Here is a 19,957-nt window from a genome sequence, read left to right on the forward strand (position 1 = left end):
AAGCCTTGTTCTTGGCAAGGGTACATATGAGCGACTTAAAGAGTTGTTTAGTGAAGAGTCCCTTGAGTCAGATCTTGCGCGTTTGAGAGAAGAGATGCAGCTCAGCATCCGCCAAGCAGTTGTTGCTCACGAATCTAGGGTTGTCAAGAGCCATAACGGGATGGCTGCTATCGCTGTCCCAATCATTTTTATGGTTCTTCTCGCTATGGGTGCCTATTGGTTTTTTCACCGAGGCTAGGGTGGCGTTTCTGAAGACGGCTGTTTCCGTTTAAGGATCCTTCTGTATTCGATAGATAGTAGATCTGAATTCACATGACTTTCTTCTGAGAAATCCAGTGGGACTGCGTAGGGTCGTTGACTTCGTACGACACCATGATCTTCGTTGAAAATAGTACGGGAAATCTCGGTCGACTTTTCTTCTCTTCCCGGCAAGTTGAATGTTTTGCGAGGCGAATACTTGATCCAGCGCGATATGGTCTGATTCTCGCTTTGCGGAAGGCTTGCGTTCACAAAGACTACATGCAGGAAATCGCCAACTCTGGTGTCAACGATGTTCAGATTCGGATGGTAAAAGCTGAAGGTTGTTTCAGCGCTCAGTCCTGGCCCCTTCCCTTGTAGTCGCTGAAGCAGTTTCAGGGGCGTTGGCAGCGGTAGATCGAACTTTACTTTGGCCGAAACCCACTCATCCCCTTTGTTCAGGTCGTAGGGAATCGAGAGAGGTGAATCTTGGCTTGCAAATGTTCCTTTGTGTACCCAGTAGGCGTGGGAGTTGTCGAGGTTTGACTCGATTACGCGTGAGAAGTGTGCATCCCACACGAAGGAGTTGCTTACATGCTGCCACTGATCAGTGGTGAAAACCGGTAGTTCTGGGAGGCTTTTGCGATCAGCCGGCTTGTCGCCGTGCCACATCCAGATGAACCCCCCATGCTCGCAGACAGTCTTTTGGGCTTTGAGGCTGCTGCGAGCCGGGAGACTTGTGCCTTCTCCGTCTGCGGGAACTGCGACGCAATGGCCATTAGCCTTAAACAGCCATCCGTGAAATGGACATCGTAGGCATCCGTCTTCATTGCTTCCTAGTGACAGCGATGCTCCCCGGTGAGGGCAGCGATCGCTGAAGCATGCTGGTTCTCCATCGCCGTTCCGGAACAAGACGAAGTCATCGCCGGCAAAGGGAACAGATAGCGGCTTGTCCTGCAGCATCACTGCTGGTGCCACGGCATACCAGCAGTTCACTGGCAGATGAGAGATGTGGTTCATGGCTTTTGAGCCTCGCTTGGTGTTGTCATAAACTTACGCATCATCTTCCTGAATGCGACCAGAATTAAGTCGGAGCCGACCAGGATTTCGTTGGAGCCCCTAAAGGTGACGGCTGGTGGATTTTGCGTCTTGATCACTTCATCGTCTTCAAGCGCGATCTTTCCTCCTGTCTTCACTGTGACTCGGTTGAACCAGCCGGTGAGCAGTGGTTTGTTGCGCAAGAAGTTTCTGTAGTTGGCACAGAGCATCAGTGTGCTGCTTCCGCCCGTTGGTACATATGCTTGTAAGGACACCATTGTGAACTTTCCAAAATTCACAAGAGACAGAAGTAGATTCGGGTAAATAAAACGATATTCCTTGAAGGCGTTGGTGCTGTCACCTTTGAGAAGAAGTTGCGCAGGACCGCGTAGCTTTTTCACCTTGATCGGCATGCGTGCACGGAACGAGCGGCCGCTTTCGCTTGTTTCGATTTCGTAGGGGGGTAGTGAGAAGTCGGCGTTTGGATCAACGTTGCCAATGCTCTTTCCGTGCAGAAAAGGAGCGTGTGTTGCATCGATTCCGTTTTCGATCCCCCTAGTGAAATGAGTCTGGAAGACGTAGTTGATATCGGCATTGGGTTGATGGACCATGTCGGCCCGTTCGATTTCCGGGATCGCTTCGATCGGATACGTCGGCTGTTTGTGCTGCCCCGGAATCCACGCCCACACCATCCCATTAGCTTCTTCTGCTGGAAATGCCTTGATGCGAGCTTGTGCAGGGATCGACTCTTCTGCGCGAAGGGCTGGGATATGGCGACATCGGCCGTCGTCGTCGTAGCGCCAGCCGTGATATGGGCAGGTGAGTTGGCCGTTCTGCATCCAGCCACCACTCAGTGAGCAGCCGCGATGGGCGCAGCGGCCCTGCCTCACTGCCACGGTCCCTGATTTGTTGCGCGTGACCACCAGTTCTCCATCCTCAAAGGGAATCGACACTGGTTTGTCCTGTATGGAGCTGCTGAGGGCGACAACGTACCATCAGTCGCGTGGAAGGTTGCTATCGCTGGAAGCGGAGTGGGTCATCTCCATGATTCGCGCAGGCTTTCGCCAGTGCTTTGCGATAGGCCAGGATCAGCTGATCGGATGCCAGCAGCAGTTCTTCTCCTTGTGTGACCCATGAAGGTGTTTGCGGCTGGGTTTCAACCACGGCCTTGTCTTCTTCGTAGGTCTCAACGGTATTTCTGATCGAGTTCTTGTCTGCCCAAGCCTGCGGCAAGAAATTCCGGATCCCAATCCACTTGGTTAGTGTCTCGTTGTCGGATACCGGTATGTTGCTGGCGAAATAGATGTACTGATACCCTCGCCAGTTGAAGTCGATAGCGATTCTATTGATGCACGGTAGATAGGAGGTCAGTGTTGAGCTGGAGTGTTTCCTATCCTTCTTGATGATGTATTTCAGTAGGCCTAGTCGTTTCGGTGGTTTCACCTGTTGGTGAGTGCTAACCAAGTGATCCGTTGCAGTGATTTCCAGGGGGTGAACGCTGGCGTCATTCCGGTTTGGGAAAAATGGTTTGTGCACGAAGGGTGCATGGGATGTGTCGAGGCCTGCCTCAACGACTCGGCTGAAATGGGCATTCCAGCTGTATTGACCATGTACGGTGCGCCAGCCACTTTGACCAATTTCTGGGAAGGGAGGAATCAGGTTCGGATCGGCTTTGGCTGCCTCTCCCGGGAAGATCCAGATGAAACCGTTGCGCTCCAGGGCTGGAAGTACTCCAAGCTGTGCTTTCGCTGGAATCGTTGTTCCTTCGGTATCAGCTGGGATGCGAACACAGCGGCCTTCGCTGTTGTAACTCCAGCCGTGATAAGGGCAGCGAATGCAGTCCCCTTCAACCCAGCCTCCCCCCAGGCTTGCGCCGCGGTGGGCGCAGCTATCAACCATCGCGTGAGCAGTGCCCGCTTGGTCGCGGAACAGCACATACCGCTTGTTCAGCAGCCGCAGTGACAACGGTTGGTTTTGCAGAGTCTGGCTGTGTTCCACCGCGTACCAGAAGTTCTCCAGTCCAGTCGCCACGGAGGAATAACCGATTTCGCTCCCTCATAGCACCCTGTCGGTGGATCTCCCCTGCTGTGTGTGCGCCATTTGCGGCGTCAGGGCGCTCCTTTCATGGAGAATCACCCACGACCCTGCATCTAGGTGCAGGTCCTTCCACCACTGGTTCCAGCATGTCGCAACCGCCTGCTCCGCAAGACAAGGACTCGGCATTTGAAGCCTTCCGCGCGGATCTCGAAAAGGCCGTGGATCAAGGGATGGAAGACCACGAGTCCAAGATGACCAAGATGGGTTTTCTGTTTCTTGGGATCTTTGTTGGCGTCATCGCTTTAGCGTCCCTCCTCCCCTGATCTCGCCCAGGTTCCTCTGTGGAAAAGTCCGAGCCGGTATGACCGGCTCGGGCTCATGGCAGCCAAAAAGTTAGGTCGCTTCTGCGTGGGCTCAGACCGCAGCTTTCTGGTTGTCGAGCAGGTTCTTGAGCTTGGCCAGCTCACCGGCCCAGCGGGGATCGGGAGCACCCTCCTCCACGGAATCGCGGTGCACCACTTTGTTCACCGCTTTGCGGGCCACGGCGGGGGTGCCGGGGGCACCACCGGGGCGACGATCGTTGCTACGGCGCTCATCGCGGCGCTCGGAGCGCTCGATGCGCAGGGCGTTGCCGGCGAATTCACGGCCGTTCAGCTGCTCGATCACCGCATCGGCCACTTTCTCGTCTTCGACGTTGGCGAAGCCGAAGCCCCGGCCGGCGCCGGTTTCACGATCTTGAACGGCTTTGAAGCGAATTCCTTCACCCACGCTGGCGAACAGAGCGTCGAGCTCCTTGGCATCAAAGCTTTGGGGCAGGTTGCCGACGTACAGACGAACGCTCATGGGGAGGAAGGGGGGAAAGAGAAGGAGAAACGTGTTCTGGCCCTGCGGGCTGACACCACGCGGTTGGGAAGTGCCCGCTGATTGATGCAGCGCTGGCAATGCAGCTGCACAAATCAGCGTTTCAAGGCTGTTAACCGAACTGGCGAGATCTCAGCGTCCGAATTGGCGCGAATCAGGTCGTCTTAAACGCCTTTGCGTAGGAAGTTAATCACGGCGAGGTGCCCTTTCGCCAGCACGTTGTGCGCAAGTGAGCCAGCGCTGGGCCAGCTCCAATGCCTCCTCGCGGTTGTGCAAGCGCCCAAAGGCTTGCTCTTGCATCAGATACAGCAGCAGCTCTCCCAACGCCGGCGATGGCGGGATCTGCAGTTCCCGCTGCAGGCTCAGCCCGTCGATGGGGGGCCTGGGATGAAACAGCCGATCGCTCTCATCACGCCACCGCCCCAGCCAGGTGCGGGCCACATCGGTGGGCCAGTCCAGCAGCAGCGCCGGCAGGATCTCCTCGAGATCGCGATGGAGCTGCAGCCGTTCGGGTTCCGGTTGTGAGGCCGCCCGGATCGCCGGTTCGGCTCCCCCCAGCTGCCCTTGCCAGCGGCGCAGGATCTGCACCTGCTTTTGCAGCTTGCGGCTGCTGCGCAGTTGCTCTAACGCCTGGGCATCCACCACGTTGGCCAGTCGTGCCAGTGGCAGGAAGCTGCTGAGCTCCGCCTCGCTCCAGTTCAACTGCTGTGCGGCATGTGTGCTGCAACGCATCAGCCGCTGGGCTTCATCACCGCTCCAGGCGCTGTGCCGCCAGGGGGCCAACAGGCCCAGCTCCAGGCAGCGCGCCAGCCACGGTTCGCCGCCAGGTGCAGCCGCGAGTTTCTCCAGCTCAGCCAGCACCCGTTCGCCTGCCACTGGGGCTATCGCGTTGGCGTGCTGGCCGATCCACCCTGCTGTGGTCGGCTCCAGCTCAAAGCCCAATTGGCCCGCTAGCCGCAGTCCCCGCAACAGGCGGAGGGGGTCGTCGAGCAGGTTGGCCTCCGCCACGGCCACCAGCTGCATCGTCTGTAGATGGGTGAGGCCATCCAGGGGATCCACCAGCTGCCGGCGATCCGCCAGGGGCAGCGCCATGGCATTGATCGTGTAGTCGCGCCGATGCAGATCGGCCTCCAGGCTCGGGCCATCGCGGCGGGCGAGATCGATGCTCCAGCCCCCGATCACCAGCCGCGCCATCGAGCGCTCGGCATCCAGCACCACACTGCTGCCCCCATGGCGCCGCCCCAGCTGCCGGCAGAGCGCCAGCGCATCGCCCTCCACCACCAGATCCAGATCCGGTGCCTCGCCCAGGCGATCCAGTAGGGCATCGCGCACGGCACCGCCCACCAGGGCAGCCTCGTGGGGGAAGGCTGCCAGGGGGATTGGCCAGCGCTCCGGTTGCAGCCGACTCCAGGCCTGCTCAGCCGCCCCGGGAGGGTTCACAATGGCCCCATCCGCTGCGGCGCCGGGCATGTGCATCTGCGTGGATTGCCGCTGGGTCGATCAATGCCAGGCCTACCACGCGGTTGAGCGTCAACACGGCGTGGCTCATCTCACGGCCAATCCTCTGTTCGCCCCGCAGGAACCCAGAATTCACGTGCAGGTGCTCGACCTGGCGGATGGTCAGGTGGGCGTGGAGTGGGATGTGCGCGATTGCGGCAGTTTTGAGCTCGATCGCGGCCGCTGGCAGCGGTTATGCCCGGATCAGGTGGTGCCCACATGAGTGGCTCACCGTTGCTGCTGGCCCTGCACAGCTCGAGCGAAACCCTGGGGGTGGCGCTGCAGCCCCTGGGGCAAGGGGATGCTGACGCGCAGGTGGAGAGTTTTCACTTGGGCCGGCGATTGTCGAATGCCTTGCTCCCTTGCGTTGAGCAGGTGTTGCCGGCTGATCAGTGGCCCCGCATCGGCCGCTTGGCTGTAGCGACTGGGCCAGGCGGCTTCACCGGCACCCGGCTCACGGTTGTGCTGGCGCGCACCCTGGCGCAGCAGCTGCAGATCCCGCTCCATGGCTTCAGCAGCTTTTTGTTGATCGCGCGTCGCTTGCTGGCGGCTGAAGCGAATGCCTTGGCTGGCGAGAAGCTGTGGCTGGAGCAGGTGCTGCCTCGTCGCGGCAGCGTGGTGGGTTGTTATCGCCTCGATCCACAAGCCCTTGGTGGGGTGGCGGAGCTGGAGATCCCTCGGCTCGTGCGCCCTGAGGAGTCCTGGGGTGGTGATTCCCCCTGTGCTCCCGCCGCGGTGGATGCAGCGGCCGACGCGCGGCAACTGCTGGAGCTGGCCCAGCTTGCTCACGCCGCTGCTCTGCCCGGCCCCTGGGCGCCAGTGCTGCCGCTCTATCCCACCAGCCCGGTGGAGGGGCTGTGACGCGTCCCCGTCCGCGCCCGAGTTCACGCCAGCAACCGCCCGCCCCCCGGGTCCGGCGACGGCGGCGGCGCCCCCGCCGGGGACGCTGGCTGATGGCAGGTCTTGCGGCCGCAGGGCTGTTGGTCTGCTCCCGTGGCTTGTGGCAGCCTCCGCTGCCTCCCCCCCAGATGATCCTGGTGCTCGGTGGTGATGTGGAACGGGAGCGCGTGGCCGCTGAACTGGCGGAGCGGGATGGGCTGCCGGTGCTGGTGAGTGGCGGCAGCAATCCGGAATATGCCCATTGGCTGTTCGGGCGGCGGGGCCTCGATCAGGGGCGCGTGCAGCTGGATTACCGCGCCACCGACACCCTCACCAACTTCACCTCGATCGTGGAGGACCTGCGCCGCGCCAAGGTGCGCCATGTGCTCTTGGTGACCAGCAGCGATCACATGCAGCGAGCCATGCTCGTGGGCCGTCTGGTGGCCGGTAGCCGTGGCATCGGCCTCACGCCCGTGGAAGTGCCCTGCGGAGAGCGCTGTACGCCGGAGGGCTGGCGAAAGGTATGGGGCGATGGGGCCCGTGCGGCCCTGTGGGTGCTGACGGGCCGCGATCTCAGGCGCTGGGCGGCAGCGCGGTTCGGTCCGCTGCTGGAGGGAGCGCGGGGCCGCTGATCAGGCCTTGATCGAGCAGGGCGTTGATCTGGGCCTGGCAGGCGGCGGTGGCGGCATCGAGATCAGCCCGTTTGCGCGACGCCGGCGGCGGAATCGGCGTGCCGATGCGGATATGCACCGGCAGCAGCCGCGGGTGCTTGGAGCCGGTGCCAAGGGCGCGGTGGCTGTTGATGATCGCCACCGGTAGCAGCGGCACGCCGGCGCGGGCGGCCAGGAGCGCCGCGCCGGGCTGGGGGTTATTCACGCGGCCGTCCGCCTGGCGGGTGCCATCGATGAACACACCGGTGGCCCAGCCCTGCTCGAGGCGATCGGTGGCGGTGCGGATCGCTTCACGGTCGCTGGCACCGCGGGCCACGGGGTAGGCGCCGCAGGCGCGGATGATCGGTCCCAGCAGAGGGATCCGAAACAGCTCGGCCTTGGCCATGAAGGCCACCGGGCGCCCGAGGGCATGGCCCAGCAGGGGCGGGTCGAGATGGGAGCCATGGTTGGCCACCACCACCAGCGCCCCTTCATGGGGAACATTGGCGTTGCCGGCGGTGCGGCCGCGGAACAGCAGCCGGTAGATCGGGAACACCAGCAGATAGCTCACCAGCCGGTAGGTGAGGCTTGGCTTCGGCGTGCGCAGCAATGCCGGCGGCTCGGCGGGCTTGCGCCGGCGGCGCAGCACCCGTTTCACCGCATTCACCGGCCGGCTGCCCGGCCGCGGGGTGATGTCGCTCACAGCCCCAGGTCGGCAGCGCCGCTGATCTGGGCGGTGGTGATCCCCTCGCAGCTGCGCTTGATCAGGCCGCTCAGCACGTTGCCGGGGCCGATCTCCACGGCGGTGTCGATCCCGCTGCTGCTGAAAGCCTCCATCGTTTCGCGCCAGCGCACGCCGGTGGTCATCTGGCTGCGCAGCCGCTGCTTGAGGGCCGCTCCGCTGGTTTCAGGGGTGGGATCGGTGTTGCTCAGCACCGGAATCGCCGCATCGTTGAAGGGCACAGCCTCCAGTGCCGTCGCAAAGGCATCGGCTGCGCTTTGCATGAAGGGCGAGTGGAAGGCGCCGCTCACGGCCAGAGGGATGGCGCGCTTGCACTTCAGTTGGCCGCTCACGGCTGCCACTGCTTCGGGGCTGCCGGAGAGCACCACCTGGGCGCTGCTGTTGTCGTTGGCGATCACCACCCCTTCGGTGGCGCCCACCAGCTGATCGAGTTCGGCGCGATCGAAGCCCATCACGGCGGTCATGGCGCCGCCCCCGGCGGCGGCCATCAGCTCGCTGCGGGTTTTCATCAGCTGCAGCCCCGTGTTCACGTCAAACACGCCCGCGGCATAGAGGGCCACCAGTTCACCCAGGCTGTGCCCTGCCACCCGATCGGCGCTGCGGCCCTGGGCTTTGAGGCCATCCACCAGCAGGCTCTCGATCACGAACAGCGCTGGCTGGGTGTTGCGGGTGTCGTTGAGATCGCTCAGCTCACCCTCGGCTTCACCGGCGCAGATGGCGAGCAGATCACGCCCCAGCAGCTCCGAAGCGGCGGCGAAGCGCTCGCGGGCAGCGGGTAGCTCGAGCACCCCGGCGGCCATGCCCAGCTTCTGTGAGCCCTGTCCGGGAAACACCCAGGCGATACCCATGGCCGCTCGCGTTGCACTGTCGGGGGGAGATTACGCGGCGGGGCTGAAATCCCTGTCGCCTCAGCCCCGAGGGCCAGCCCAGCGCAACAGGGCGCCGCCCCAGCTCAAGCCAGCGCCAAAGCCGCTGCTGGCGATCAGGTCTCCGGGTTTGACCCGCCCATCCTTCACTGCCTCATCGAGCATCAATGGAATCGTGGCGGCGGAGGTATTGCCGTAGCTGGCCAGGTTGCTGAGCACCCGCTCGTGGGGGATGGCGAAGCGATCGGCCACGGCATCGAGGATGCGCTGGTTGGCTTGATGCAGCAGCAGCCAGTTGAGATCGGCGGCGGCGGTGCCAGTGCTCTCGAGCAGCTCCTTGAGCACGGCCGGCACTTCCCGCACCGCGAATTTGTACACCTCCTGGCCGTTCATGTGCAGCGGCGCAAAGCCGCCCACCTGGGCGCTCACGCCTGCGAGTACATCGGTATGGGTGTCGGTCTGGGCCAGGGTGAGGCAGCCATTCCGGCTTCCATCGGAGTGCATCCGGAAGCCCAGCAGGCCGTTGACTTCATCGGCGCAGGCTTCCACCGCCACCGCGGCAGCACCATCGCCGAACAGCACGCAGGTGGTGCGGTCGTCCCAGTCCACCCAGCGGCTCAGTTGATCGGCCCCGATCACTAGGGCCCGGCGCATCGCCCCGCTGCGCAGGTATTGCCCAGCCGTGATCAGGGCGAACAGGAAGCCGCTGCAGGCGGCGGTGAGATCAAAGGCCACGGCGTTGCGAGCGCCGAGCGCACCCTGCACCCGCGGTGCGGTGCCGAACAAGTCATCGGGACTGGAAGTGGCCATCAGGATCAGATCCAGATCCTCAGGGGCCCAGCCCGCGTGCTCCAAGGCCGCTTGGGCCGCGCGGCTGGCTAGCACGGTGAGCGGTTCATCGGCGGAGCAGATGCGGCGGGCCCCGATGCCGGTGCGGGTGCGAATCCACTCGTCGCTGGTGTCGACCCGTTCGCTCAGCTGCTGATTGCTGACCCTGATGGCGGGAACGGCGCTGCCGCATCCAACCAGGGCCATGCCGCAGCGATCGATCTGGCCCAGCCCCACCGGTTCAACCCAACGGTGCGGTCAGTCAACCACAGGCAACGGCCGCTCCTGATCCCTCGCTCAGCCGTTGCAGATCCTCCATCACACCGTGGTTGGCAGCGGAGTGGGCGATGCGCAGGGCGCTCACCACCGAGAGGGCCTTGCTGCTGCCATGGCCGATCACGCACACCCCATTCACGCCCAGCAGCAGAGCGCCGCCGTGCTCGGCGTGATCGAGGCGCTTCTTGATGCGGCGCAGATTGCTCATCAAGAAGGCAGAGCCCACCTTGCCGCGGCGGCCGCGGGGCAGCTCAGCCTTGAGCACATCCAGCAGCACGCTGCCCACGCTCTCGAGGAACTTCAGCAACACGTTGCCGGTGAAGCCGTCGCACACCACCACATCGAAGTCGCCCGAGAGCACGTCGCGCCCCTCGCAGTTGCCGGCGAAGCGGAAGCGGGTTTCTGCCGCCATGAGCGGATAGGTGCGCAGGGCCAGTTCGTTGCCTTTGCACTCCTCTTCACCAATGTTGAGCAGGCCGATGCGGGGCTCCTTCACCTGCAGCACATCGCGGCTGTAGATGTTGCCGACCAGGGCCCATTGGTGCAGGTAGGCCGGCTTGGCGTCCATGTTGGCGCCCACATCCAGCACCAGCACCTGTTGCTCGGGGTCTTTGGTGGGGAACAGGGCTCCGATGGCGGGGCGATCGATTCCTTTGAGGCGTCCGAGCCGGAAGATCGCTGAGGCCATCACGGCGCCGGAGTTGCCCGCCGAGTACACGGCTGTGGCCTTGCCCTCCTTCACCAGATCCATCGCCAGGTTGATACTTGCGTCGCGCTTTTTGCGCACCACGGTGGCTTCTTCATCCATGCCCACCGACACACCGCTGGGCACCAGCTCCAGCAGACCCTCCTGCTGGGCGCTCAGCAGCTCGTCGGCCAGGTCGAGTTCGGCCACAGCGGCGGCCACCGCTTCGGCTTCCGCCACGAATTTCACCCGCAGCGGCAGCAGCCGCACCGCCCGCAGGCAACCTTCCAGGATCGGCCCGGGGGCGTAGTCACCGCCCATGCCATCCACGGCAACCCAGAGGCGGTCAGCGTCGTTGATCGGGGTGCCTTCGCTGCCGCCCACGCCCCGCTGCAGCCGCCGCAGGGGGTCAAACACCAGGGGTTGCAGCACGGTGTTGGCCGCACCGGCGGCGGCGCCGGCAGCGCTGCCAGCCATCGACCCAGCCATGGTACCGGCGGCATTGGCCGTGGCTGTGGCCGTACCCACGAGGCTCGTCACCGCCGCATTGCGGCGATACCAGATCACCAGCCGACGGATGGCGCGAGGTTGGCCGCGGCGGTTGGAGCCGTGGCCTGGGGCGTCAGAGGGCTTCGGGGGCAACGGCGTCAACGATGCGTTGGAACAGATAACCGGTGCCGCGGGCCGTGAGGATCAGCTCGGGGTTGGCCGGATCGTCTTCCAGTTTGGAGCGCAGCCGGGAAATATGAACATCCACCACCCGGGTGTCCACGTGACGCTCCGGCGTGTAGCCCCACACCTCCTTGAGGATTTCGCCGCGGCTGAAGGGTTCGCCGCTGCGGCCCACCAGCAGTTCCAGCAGGCTGAACTCCATGCCGGTGAGGCGAATGCGTTCGTCGCCGCGATACACCTGGCGCTTGTTGGTGTCGATGCGCAGATCGGCCACCTGGATGATCCCTGAATTGGGGATGCCGGCCACGCTCTCTTTTTCCACGCGGCGCAGCACGCAGCGGATGCGGGCCTCCAGCTCCTTGGGGCTGAAGGGCTTCACCACGTAGTCGTCGGCTCCGAGCTCCAGGCCGGTGATCCGGTCGGCCACATCGCCCAGGGCGGTGAGCATCACGATCGGCACATCCGATTCCTTGCGCAGCTCCTGGCAGACGCCGTAGCCATCCAGCTTCGGCATCATCACGTCGAGCACCACCAGATCGGGGTTGGTGCGTCGGAAGGCCTCCAGGGCCTCCTGGCCGTCGCAGGCGGTGACCACCTGGTAGCCGATCATCGACAGCCGTGTTTCCAGAATCCGGCGGATGCTGGCTTCGTCGTCGACCACCAGGATCGTTTCTTTAGCCGCTGGAGCCGTTGTGGCGGATGAGGCCGTCATTGCACCACTTGCTGTGGACGGGTTAAGTAGATCGACCTACTGAAAAGGTCGCCAGGCCTCCGGGTTCTGCGGCAGCCATCTTTCTTCATACACCGTCTTGGCCCGCGCCACCAACCTCTACGTCTGCCAGAGCTGCGGGGCCCAGACCCGTCAGTTCTTTGGCCGCTGTTCCAGCTGCGGCAGCTGGAACACCCTGGTGGAGCAGGCGGCGACCCCCACCGACAGTCGCCGCAGGCGGCCCGTGGCTGCTGCGGCTGAGGCGGCGATGCCCGCAGCCCCGCGGCGTTCCGAGCCGATCGCAGCGGTGGGAGACCGGCCTCTGCAGCGCCTGGGCAGCGGCTATGGCGAGCTGGATCGCGTGCTCGGCGGCGGCTTGGTGCCCGGTTCGCTGGTGTTGCTGGGGGGCGATCCGGGGATCGGTAAGAGCACGCTTCTGCTCCAGAGCGCCCAGGCGATGGCCGCCCGCCATTCGGTGCTCTACGTGAGTGCGGAGGAATCGGCGCAGCAGGTGAAGTTGCGCTGGCGGCGGTTGGCGGAGGAACAGGGGGAGCTGGCGCCGCTCGCCCAGCCGCAGGCCGGTGCTGCCGGCCTGCAGTTGCTGGCGGAAACCGACCTGGAGCTCGTGCTGCAGGAGCTGGAAGCGCTGCGGCCTGCCGTGGCGGTGATCGACAGCATTCAGGCTCTGCACGATGGCGAGCTGGGCAGTGCACCGGGATCGGTGGCCCAGGTGCGTGAATGCGCCGCTGCCCTGGCCCGCATTGCCAAGCGGCAGGACACGGCTCTGCTGCTGGTGGGCCATGTGACCAAGGAGGGCCTGTTGGCCGGCCCCAAGGTGCTGGAGCATCTGGTGGATGCGGTGCTCACCTTTGAGGGCGATCGCTTCGCCAGTCACCGGCTGCTGCGGGCGGTGAAAAACCGTTTCGGCGCCACCCATGAGCTGGGCGTGTTCGAGATGCGCGGCCAGGGGCTGGCCCAGGTGCTCAACCCCAGCGAACTGTTCCTCGGCAGCGACGAGCCCAGCGCCGGCACCGCCACGATCGTGGCCTGCGAGGGCACGCGGCCGCTGGTGGTGGAGCTGCAGGCCCTGGTGAGCACCACGAGCTACGCCAGCCCGCGCCGCACCGCTACCGGCATCGGCACCAACCGGCTGCACCAGATCCTGGCGGTGCTGGAGAAGCATCTCGGCCTGCCCCTCTCGCGCTTCGACTGCTACCTGGCGGTGGCCGGAGGGCTGGAGGTGGAGGAGCCGGCAGCGGATCTGGGGGTGGCTGCAGCGGTGGTGGCCAGCTACCGCGATCTCACCCTGCCGCCGGGCACGGTGTTGATCGGTGAGCTGGGCCTGGGTGGCCAGCTGCGTCCGGTGGCGCAGCTGGAGCAGCGCCTGCAGGAATCGGCCAGGCTGGGGTTCCGCCGGGCTGTGGTGCCGAAGGGCAGCGGCCTTGGGCGCCTGGCCGCCGGGCTCGACCTGCAGCTGCTGGAGGCCGGTGGCGTGGCGGAGGCCCTGGTGGCAGCCCTGGGAGGCTGCTGAAAAAGCGAGGCAAAGCCGTCTCTATGGCCACTTCGTGGCTGTTGGTGCCGCCGCGCCAATCAGGTTGACCGCCAGCAAGGTGGTGACTTGCGGCTTTGAGGTGCCTGAAAACGTGCTTCGGTGCTTGGTTGGCAGGGCCTTTTGCTCCCTACTGGGCAGCCTCATCCCATCGCCGCCTTTGCCTTGAGCAGGTTGGTGATGGGGATCAAGTTGTAGGCCAGGACATGCAGCCAAAACACCGCTCCCACCTTTGACCTGCCTCGGGCTTTGCGTTGCCTCAGGCCAGCTGCCTGTTTGATCCAGCCAAACACCTGCTCGATCCGCTTCCTGGCGTTGATCGATTGGGCGTAGCCCTGATGCCGTGCAGTGCGGCCATCAATCGCTGATCCGCCACTCCGAGTGATGATCTGTGCGATATGGGGCGTGATGCCGCTGATGCGCAGATCGGCCACGAACTCCCTGGTGTCGTAGCCCTTGTCGGCACCCAGGGTTTTCTGGTGAGCACCACGGAGTGAACGAGCCATGCGCACTGCCGCATCGTGCTCAGCCCTGCCTGTGGCCTGGCTGACTTGACTGGCCACCACCAGGCCGTTGCGGTTCTCCATGACGCAATGACCCATGAAGCTCAGGAACGCACCAACACCTGGAGCCTTCTTGAACAGCCGGGCCTCGCCGTCACTGCTGGATCTGTGGGTCTGGTTGGAGAGCAGCAGGCCGCGGAAGTCGCCTTTGGCTCGCTTCTTCCCGGATCCATTACCGCTAAATTCTTGACCATCACTGGGTGGTGGCGGGCTGTTATCGAGGCCGTCGATCCGCTCCAGTGAGCTGTGAGATGCCCAGGCCCGCAGAAGGGTGCCATCCACTGAGAAGTGCTCCGAGCTCAGCAGCGGCTTGACCTCAGGTGCTGCCAGTAGGAGTTCGAGGAACTTGGCCATCAGCTCCTGGTTCAAGAGCCGATCACGGTTCTTGGTGAATGTCGTGGGATGCCAGACGGGATCGTCGGGGTTGAGGCCGACAAACCAGCGGAACAGCAGGTTGTAGTCGAGCTGCTCGATCAGCATCCGCTCCGAAGGGGATGGGCGGCAGGTATGCGGTTTTCTGTGGAGATGTACGAGAACAGGGGACCGGTGCGTTCCTGCTGGCCGCGCATCCATTCAGTGCCGTGGCGCATCCTCCCGCAGCCGACAGGCTTTTTCAGCAGCCTCCTAGGGGTGAACCCGGCGGTAACCGGTTAACGGTGGGCTGCGATGAGGATCAAGCCAACTATTCGAGCTCGATAGGCTCAGGCTAAGTCAGGATGAACCCGGTCCCTTGCTGTCTGAAATTGTGAACAGAGATTGAACCTTAAAGTTGACCAGCGCTAGGGCGTAAAGGTGCTTATCCTTTGGAAGGTGCGTTCACCAACTCCCGTTGGAGATTTCAATGGTAGTTATTTTTACTCATTCAAGCCCGCATTCAAGCCCGCCATCGCGGTCTCGCGGTGACCGGTTCGTTGTTTTGGCGGGGTTGTTGTTGGCCTGTGCCTTCGCGGCGGTCTCGCGAGCCCATGCTCAGTGCGTGATAGGCCTCGGGGGAGCGATCTGTCCCACATCCATCCAGTCTGAACGGGGCCAATCCCCAGGGCTTGGAGAGGTTGTGCGTGACCCGCACTCAGGCAGCATTGGCTTACCTGTGTCGCGCACATCGGTTGGAGACGCGGTGCAGCTCGAAATGGCATCCCCGATGCAACAACGTCTTGAGCAAAGCCAGAACTCCGGTGCATTGAGATCTTCTTCCGGCAGCTCCGATAGCAGCATCTGGAGCTCTGAGGGTGTCCTCTTTCGTTTGGACGAATTCCAGAATTCCTGCAGCCTGAACAGGCATGGGGCGGCCGTGAGGACCTGTAACTAATGGGTTGATCACTCCTGCTTGAATGAGCAAGAAAGTGGGATCGCGATGAGATTGTTAAATAGACTTAAATGTATTGTGTGACTAGGCTTGTGACTGCAGAGTCGTGGGATCACTTTAAAGATTGCTTTTCGTTGGACTGACAATCGATGCCTTTGTTCGATTGATCAGATACTCCTATTGAATGCCAGGGCTGGCTTGCTGGATTTTGGGGAGTCTCGGTTTAGAATGGAGCCATGTGCAACCAGCGATCTCAGGTTTATTGATCGCCATGGCTGCTTTCTTCTGCTGATGCTCGGCTATGGCCTCCTCTCTGATCGCTGATCTCCTGGCTGATTCAGGGCTTTCGGCGCGCGACAGGATCACGTCGAGCCCAACACTGAGGATCGCAGGGGTTCGACCTGGCGGCTCTTATCAGGTCTCCACTGACTTCGGTAAAACCTGGGGGCCAGCACTTTCGACCCCGCCCGTTCGTGCCAAGGCGCTGCAGTTCGACGGACAGAACGACTTCGTTGCTCTACCGGACAGCTCGTCGTTGCCCACTGGGAATGGCAGTTACACGCTGGAAGCCTGGATTAAACCCGATGCGATGGGGGATCGGGGCATTATCGGCTGGGGGCCTTGGGGTAGGCAAAGCGAGGTGAATGCTTTGCGGCTTATGGGCAACGGTCAGATCAGGCACTATTGGTGGGGCAATGATCTTGACGTAACTGTTGGCAATTTGGCTGATGGTCAATGGCATCATGTGGCAGCAACGTTTGACGGTAAAACAAGGCGAGTTTATGTCGATGGAGTGCTCAAGGGTAGCGATACACCCCCTCCGCACAAACTCCCGGTCGTAGCCAAGAATATCCGAATTGGATCTACAAATAATGGTGAGTTCTTTAAAGGTGCGATCGATGATGCTGCCATCTGGAACCGCTCACTGAGTCAGGACGAAATTACGCAGCGACTAACGACGCCACCCAATACAAATGATAATAGTCTTGTCGTTTTCTACAATTTTGAGGAGGGGGGCGGTCAATCGGCAGCTGCCTTGGGCGTGGGTTCCAAAGGAATGACTGGCACCTTGACCAATGGCCCAACCTGGACAACGCGCGACCTGAAAGCTTCGGGAACTGGTGCAAGTGTCGACGTTCAGGTCCAAATCCCTGATGGTCAGTATGAAACCGGCCAAGTGCGGTTCCGCGATCTCTCAACGCGGGAAGTGATTGAGATCGAAGCTTTTCAAGTTGATACCAAGACTCCTGTAGTCCGTCTCAATGTCCCTGGCGGAGCTGATCGCACGATTTCAAGTCTGCACAACGACTCTATTGTCTCTGGTACAGCTGAGCCCGGCCGCCAGGTGACCCTGTTGAGCAAGTTGGGTAGCGTGGCTGCAGGCAACTTGAAGATAACGGCTGATAACGGTGCCGATATCTACCTGAATGGTCAACTTGTCGGATCAACCAGTGACTGGACCAAGCCTTATGACTTTACAGGTCTAAAGGTGCAGGCAGGTCAGAATGTTCTTGCCATCTTGGCTTACGACGTTGGTGGTATCGCTGGATTATCTGGTCGCTTCGAGGTGCCATCTGGAACTTTCGGGACCTCGAATCTGAGCGGTTGGAAGGTGCTGAATGTCGACTCAGACTCCACCACTGACAATTCTGCAGCTTCCCGTGATCGTCGCCAGTGGAACCTGCCTGCAGATTGGGCCTCGGTCAACTTTGATGATCGAAGCTGGGCATCCGCGGTGAATGTTCAGGCCAAGACCGGCCAGTATCCATGGGGTAATCGAACCGGTGATCCCACTTGGATTTGGTCAGACGATCCCTATAATCACGATGCCGTTCTCTTCCGCTATACTTTTACAGGAACGAATGATGATGCTGGCCAGGTTGTTCTCGCCGACAATGTTGAGGTAGCACCTGATGGTAGCTTCAATTACCAGCTGTCAGATGCTCAGCTGAAGCAGTTGGGTGAAGGTTCTAGCAAGACACTAGTCGCTGTCCAAACTGACGAAGCTGGCAATACTGGTCGATCCGCGCAAGTTACATTCGCTGTCGATACTGTTGCTCCCCCAGTCACGATATCATCCGTTGGCGGGGGTGATGGCAAGGTATCCGCAGAAGTTGTTGAAACAGGCAAGGGGCCGCTTAAACTTCAAGTTGATCAATATACAGGCTATTGGAGCAGTCGTCTGAGTGATCTTCAAAGCTATGTGAAAAACTACAACCCGGCGATTCAGAAAAATCGTTATTCAGTTGTTGTCGATGCAATCGACTTCACTGATGATCAGAAAGGGTTCGCTGGCGAACTGCCCTATGACATGCGTTGGCCTGCAGCCGTTGCTACAAACGCATGGGGCACCGGCGGCATCAATAACCAATTTTTTGCAAAAGTCAGCGGTGAGTTCTTCCTTGATCAGCCTGGTCAATATCGATTCCGAACCTTTAATGATGACGGCGTCTTTCTCCTTGTTGACGACAAGTTAGTTATCAATGATCCAACTCTCCACCCGGAGCGTATTTTTACTGGTGATGTCAACCTGTCGGCCGGCAACCATAATCTTGAATTGTTCTTCTTTGAAAATGGTGGTGAAGCTTCGCTAGAGTTCTCGGTTAGCCGTTTTGATCCGACAAAAAATGCTTGGGGTCCATATCAGTTGATGGGTAAGGATCAGTCTTTTCAGGCGAAGTCACTGCTGCAGCTAGATAACCAAGTGATCGGTCAGGGTGCACCGAATGGCACGGTGTTTCTCAGAGTCGGAAATCAAGAGCTTGGCAGCGCACGGACCGATGCGACGGGAGCTTTTTCCTACAGCCTCACAAACGAAAACCTGGCTTTCCTCGCAAAAACTGCTGAAAACGGTGGGCTCGTTGCTTACCAGCGCGATGCAGCGGGCAACATAAGCACTTCATCCCCAACACCGTTGGAACTGAAGCAGAAACCGCCGACCGTTACGATTGAAAGTGTGGGTCTGCAGGATAAGACGGTTTCTACCCTTAGTGGTGACAACGAAATTATTGGCCTTGGTGAAGCCAATCTCTTGACCAAGATATGGGTTGGTGACGTTGAGCTGGGGCAGGTGCAAGCCGGCGCGGATGGCCGTTTTCGCTACGCGTTCACAGCAGATAACATTAACAGGATTGGACAAGGTTCCAATAAGGCGGTTGTAGCCTCGCAGTCTTTGCCGTCTGGCGTCTCCGGGCAATCGTCAGCGTTCACGTTCAGTGTCGATACGCTGGCCCCAACAGTTGCCATTACCTCAATTGGGTATGGTGATACACGCATGTCGCGCAATCGTGCTGAATTAGGTAAGGGCCCTCTGGAGTTTCAGATCGATCAGTATACTGGCTATTGGAGCAAGAGCCTGTCCGATCTTCGTGGCTATATCGAAAAATACAATCCTGCTATCCAGTCTTCAAAATATTCCATCACCTCTAGCGTCATTGATTTTACTGATGATCAAAAGGGGTTCGCCGGTGAACTGCCCTATGACATGCGTTGGCCGGCGGCCGTTGCTACAAACGCATACGGCACTGGAGGTATTAATAATCAGTTCTTTGTGAGGATCGCCAGTGATTTTTCAGTGGAGCAAGCAGGTGCATACCGATTCCGCACCTACAACGATGATGGCGTTTTTCTGCTGATTGATGGGGCGCTGGTGATCAATGACCCAACCGAGCACCCAGAGGCTATTTTTACAGGCGATATTGATTTGAGTGCTGGTAATCACAACTTTGAGCTCTTCTTCTTTGAGAATGGAGGAGAAGCCTCGCTGGAATTCTCTGTTAGTTACTTTGACCCTGCGGTTGGACAGTGGTCTTCTTATCAATTGGTTGGGCAGCAGGATAGCATCAAGGCGCGCTCTAATCTTCAGCCAGATAATCTGATTGAGGGGATTGCTGATCCTCTTCGGGAGGTTGCTGTCTATCTGGGATCTGCGGAGCTTGGCCTTGTCCGAGCTGATCAGCAGGGACGATTTGCCCTTAACCTCTCTTCGCAAGCTCTCGAGATGCTTGATGCCGCCTCGCAGAGTGGTCCTGTCAAACTCCATGCTGTTCAGATCGACGCTGTAGGAAATGTTGGCAATTCCGATCTGGCTCCTGCATCGGTGAAGCTGAGAGCTCCTGTGATCGTTGCCGAGGCGCTGGGTGGAGTGGATGGTGTTGTCTCCTCCGAGGGTGGCGATCGTGTGATCAGAGGAACGGCGGAAGCTGGAACTGAACTGACTCTTGCCTGGAATGGTCAAGTGTTAGCCGCCATTGCTGAGATTGCGGGCGATGGTCGTTTCAGTTACGTTCTCACCGACGCTGACATCGCCAGGATCGGACAAGGTGCATCCAAATCTCTGCAGTTGCGTCAACAAGATCTCTACGGGAATATAGGCACTTTCACATCGTCGCCTTTTTCGGTTGACACCATTGCGCCAGATTTGCAGTTGCCCGCTCCCAAGGGAGCTGCAGCCTTGGGAGGCTTGGATGGCATAGTTTCGAGTCAATTTGGTGATTCCACTCTCTCAGGTACTGGAGAAGCCAGCACGGCTGTATTCATACGTATTGGTGCTCTTGAGAGGA

General features: G+C 60.7%; 16 protein-coding genes and 3 pseudogenes. 7 read left to right on the forward strand and 12 right to left on the reverse strand.

Features of this window, described 5'->3' with window-relative positions:
* Positions 1-238, forward strand: a pseudogene (locus ACIQ2E_RS02250) (cyclic nucleotide-binding domain-containing protein); the annotation flags it as partial.
* Here the strand turns inward: ACIQ2E_RS02250 and ACIQ2E_RS02255 are convergent.
* The 4 genes and pseudogenes from ACIQ2E_RS02255 to ACIQ2E_RS02270 all read right to left on the reverse strand — a co-directional run bounded on the left by ACIQ2E_RS02255 (position 235) and on the right by ACIQ2E_RS02270 (position 3,306).
* Entirely contained in the window at positions 235-1,257 is a 1,023-nt protein-coding gene (locus ACIQ2E_RS02255; RefSeq protein ID WP_398325549.1) for a Rieske 2Fe-2S domain-containing protein, read from the reverse strand. The pseudogene ACIQ2E_RS02250 and the gene ACIQ2E_RS02255 sit on opposite strands and share 4 nt — an antisense overlap.
* Positions 1,254-1,967 carry a hypothetical protein gene (locus ACIQ2E_RS02260; protein WP_398325581.1) on the reverse strand — a complete coding sequence of 238 codons (714 nt, stop codon included), beginning with the start codon at positions 1,965-1,967 and terminating at the stop codon, positions 1,254-1,256. The genes ACIQ2E_RS02255 and ACIQ2E_RS02260 overlap by 4 nt, the downstream gene beginning before the upstream one ends.
* A 72-nt stretch (positions 1,968-2,039) precedes the next feature.
* Positions 2,040-2,258 (reverse strand): annotated as a pseudogene (locus ACIQ2E_RS02265) (Rieske 2Fe-2S domain-containing protein); the annotation flags it as partial.
* A gap of 31 nt (positions 2,259-2,289) precedes the next feature.
* Positions 2,290-3,306 (reverse strand): Rieske 2Fe-2S domain-containing protein, encoded by a 1,017-nt coding sequence (locus ACIQ2E_RS02270; RefSeq protein WP_398325552.1) that lies wholly within the window; start codon positions 3,304-3,306, stop codon positions 2,290-2,292.
* A 152-nt stretch (positions 3,307-3,458) separates the two neighbouring features.
* Here ACIQ2E_RS02270 and ACIQ2E_RS02275 point away from each other — a divergent pair, with 152 nt between their 5' ends.
* The gene (locus ACIQ2E_RS02275) at positions 3,459-3,635 is read left to right on the forward strand and encodes a hypothetical protein (RefSeq protein WP_398325555.1); all 177 of its coding nucleotides are present in this window, start codon (positions 3,459-3,461) and stop codon (positions 3,633-3,635) included.
* Positions 3,636-3,726: 91 nt separating this feature from the next.
* On the opposite strand, the gene ACIQ2E_RS02280 is transcribed toward ACIQ2E_RS02275, so the two are convergent.
* The gene (locus ACIQ2E_RS02280; RefSeq protein ID WP_398325558.1) at positions 3,727-4,155 is read right to left on the reverse strand and encodes an RNA recognition motif domain-containing protein; all 429 of its coding nucleotides are present in this window, start codon (positions 4,153-4,155) and stop codon (positions 3,727-3,729) included.
* Positions 4,156-4,359: 204 nt separating this feature from the next.
* Positions 4,360-5,613 (reverse strand): CCA tRNA nucleotidyltransferase, encoded by a 1,254-nt coding sequence (locus ACIQ2E_RS02285; RefSeq protein ID WP_398325561.1) that lies wholly within the window; start codon positions 5,611-5,613, stop codon positions 4,360-4,362.
* Positions 5,614-5,641: 28 nt separating this feature from the next.
* On the opposite strand from ACIQ2E_RS02285, the gene ACIQ2E_RS02290 reads away from it, so the two are divergent.
* The 3 genes from ACIQ2E_RS02290 (at position 5,642) to ACIQ2E_RS02300 (ending at position 7,181) form a co-directional block, all read left to right on the forward strand.
* Positions 5,642-5,893, forward strand: coding sequence for a Ycf34 family protein (locus ACIQ2E_RS02290; RefSeq protein ID WP_398325584.1), 252 nt, complete (start codon positions 5,642-5,644; stop codon positions 5,891-5,893).
* Positions 5,890-6,531: a tRNA (adenosine(37)-N6)-threonylcarbamoyltransferase complex dimerization subunit type 1 TsaB gene (tsaB, locus tag ACIQ2E_RS02295; RefSeq protein ID WP_398325564.1), complete on the forward strand. Its 642-nt coding sequence runs from the start codon at positions 5,890-5,892 to the stop codon at positions 6,529-6,531. Before ACIQ2E_RS02290 ends, tsaB begins: the two co-directional genes overlap by 4 nt.
* A 92-nt stretch (positions 6,532-6,623) precedes the next feature.
* Entirely contained in the window at positions 6,624-7,181 is a 558-nt protein-coding gene (locus ACIQ2E_RS02300) for a YdcF family protein (protein WP_398325566.1), read from the forward strand.
* Here ACIQ2E_RS02300 and ACIQ2E_RS02305 read toward each other — a convergent pair.
* The 5 genes from ACIQ2E_RS02305 to rpaB are packed head-to-tail and all read right to left on the reverse strand — an operon-like array spanning position 7,123 to position 11,980.
* Positions 7,123-7,866 carry a 1-acyl-sn-glycerol-3-phosphate acyltransferase gene (locus tag ACIQ2E_RS02305; protein WP_210409983.1) on the reverse strand — a complete coding sequence of 248 codons (744 nt, stop codon included), beginning with the start codon at positions 7,864-7,866 and terminating at the stop codon, positions 7,123-7,125. The genes ACIQ2E_RS02300 and ACIQ2E_RS02305 overlap by 59 nt on opposite strands.
* Positions 7,867-7,898: 32 nt before the next feature.
* Complete coding sequence (gene fabD, locus ACIQ2E_RS02310) at positions 7,899-8,789, reverse strand: ACP S-malonyltransferase (protein ID WP_398325569.1); 891 nt, start codon at positions 8,787-8,789, stop codon at positions 7,899-7,901.
* Positions 8,790-8,849: 60 nt separating this feature from the next.
* On the reverse strand, positions 8,850-9,842 hold the full coding sequence (locus ACIQ2E_RS02315) for a beta-ketoacyl-ACP synthase III (RefSeq protein WP_398325588.1): 993 nt from the start codon (positions 9,840-9,842) through the stop codon (positions 8,850-8,852).
* A 55-nt stretch (positions 9,843-9,897) separates the two neighbouring features.
* Positions 9,898-11,238 carry a phosphate acyltransferase PlsX gene (gene plsX / locus ACIQ2E_RS02320; RefSeq protein WP_398325591.1) on the reverse strand — a complete coding sequence of 447 codons (1,341 nt, stop codon included), beginning with the start codon at positions 11,236-11,238 and terminating at the stop codon, positions 9,898-9,900.
* Complete coding sequence (gene rpaB / locus ACIQ2E_RS02325) at positions 11,219-11,980, reverse strand: response regulator transcription factor RpaB (protein ID WP_398325572.1); 762 nt, start codon at positions 11,978-11,980, stop codon at positions 11,219-11,221. Before rpaB ends, plsX begins: the two co-directional genes overlap by 20 nt.
* Before the next feature lie 97 nt (positions 11,981-12,077).
* Between rpaB and radA the strand changes: the two genes are divergently transcribed.
* Entirely contained in the window at positions 12,078-13,508 is a 1,431-nt protein-coding gene (gene radA, locus ACIQ2E_RS02330; RefSeq protein WP_398325575.1) for a DNA repair protein RadA, read from the forward strand.
* A gap of 161 nt (positions 13,509-13,669) precedes the next feature.
* Here radA and ACIQ2E_RS02335 read toward each other — a convergent pair.
* Positions 13,670-14,658, reverse strand: a pseudogene (locus tag ACIQ2E_RS02335) (IS5 family transposase).
* Positions 14,659-15,696: 1,038 nt separating this feature from the next.
* On the opposite strand from ACIQ2E_RS02335, the gene ACIQ2E_RS02340 reads away from it, so the two are divergent.
* On the forward strand, positions 15,697-19,957 hold a 4,261-nt coding region (locus tag ACIQ2E_RS02340), incomplete at its 3' end, for a LamG-like jellyroll fold domain-containing protein (RefSeq protein ID WP_398325578.1).

This window comes from Vulcanococcus sp. (assembly GCF_044369115.1).
GTDB lineage: Bacteria > Cyanobacteriota > Cyanobacteriia > PCC-6307 > Cyanobiaceae > Vulcanococcus.

Bases quoted from the DNA above. Each gene is read 5' to 3' on its own strand.
- fabD (WP_398325569.1), bottom strand. From the start codon at position 8,789: ATGGGTATCGCCTGGGTGTTTCCCGGACAGGGCTCACAGAAGCTGGGC.
- rpaB (WP_398325572.1), bottom strand. From the start codon at position 11,980: ATGACGGCCTCATCCGCCACAACGGCTCCAGCGGCTAAAGAAACGATC.
- ACIQ2E_RS02260 (WP_398325581.1), bottom strand. From the start codon at position 1,967: ATGGTGTGGGCGTGGATTCCGGGGCAGCACAAACAGCCGACGTATCCG.
- tsaB (WP_398325564.1), top strand. From the start codon at position 5,890: ATGAGTGGCTCACCGTTGCTGCTGGCCCTGCACAGCTCGAGCGAAACC.
- ACIQ2E_RS02275 (WP_398325555.1), top strand. From the start codon at position 3,459: ATGTCGCAACCGCCTGCTCCGCAAGACAAGGACTCGGCATTTGAAGCC.
- ACIQ2E_RS02300 (WP_398325566.1), top strand. From the start codon at position 6,624: ATGGCAGGTCTTGCGGCCGCAGGGCTGTTGGTCTGCTCCCGTGGCTTG.
- ACIQ2E_RS02290 (WP_398325584.1), top strand. From the start codon at position 5,642: ATGTGCATCTGCGTGGATTGCCGCTGGGTCGATCAATGCCAGGCCTAC.
- ACIQ2E_RS02255 (WP_398325549.1), bottom strand. From the start codon at position 1,257: ATGAACCACATCTCTCATCTGCCAGTGAACTGCTGGTATGCCGTGGCA.
- ACIQ2E_RS02315 (WP_398325588.1), bottom strand. From the start codon at position 9,842: ATGGCCCTGGTTGGATGCGGCAGCGCCGTTCCCGCCATCAGGGTCAGC.
- ACIQ2E_RS02280 (WP_398325558.1), bottom strand. From the start codon at position 4,155: ATGAGCGTTCGTCTGTACGTCGGCAACCTGCCCCAAAGCTTTGATGCC.